This is a genomic window from Burkholderia sp. KCJ3K979 (assembly GCF_016759955.1).
In the GTDB taxonomy this organism is placed as follows: domain Bacteria; phylum Pseudomonadota; class Gammaproteobacteria; order Burkholderiales; family Burkholderiaceae; genus Burkholderia; species Burkholderia orbicola.
The window spans coordinates 1-313 of sequence record NZ_JACFYV010000502.1 but is presented as its reverse complement, the minus strand read 5'-3'; the positions used below and the strand labels follow the sequence as shown (position 1 = coordinate 313).

1 pseudogene is annotated in these 313 nt (G+C 68.7%); it reads right to left on the bottom strand.

The features are described 5' to 3' along the window. Positions 1 to 313 (bottom strand): annotated as a pseudogene (locus H3O04_RS35830) (biotin/lipoyl-binding protein); the annotation flags it as partial.

Genomic DNA, 313 nt, shown 5'->3' with positions numbered 1-313 from the left:
CGTCCGTATAGCCGAGGTTGATCTGCGCGGTATCGACCGCCGCCTTGCCGGCCGCGACGTCCGCCGCGGCCTGGCCTTGCGTGGCGACCGCGTTGTCGTAGTCCTGCTTGCTGACCGCGTTCGCGGCGACCAGCACCTTGTAGCGCGCGACCAGCGCGTTCTGCGTGACGAGGTTCGCCTGCGCCCTCGCGAGCGTCGCCTTCGCGCTGTTCAGGGCCGCGATGTACGGCGCCGGATCGATCTTGTAGAGGCGCTGACCGGCCTTGACGTCGGTGCCTTCGGTGAATTCACGGCGCAGCACGATGCCGTCGAC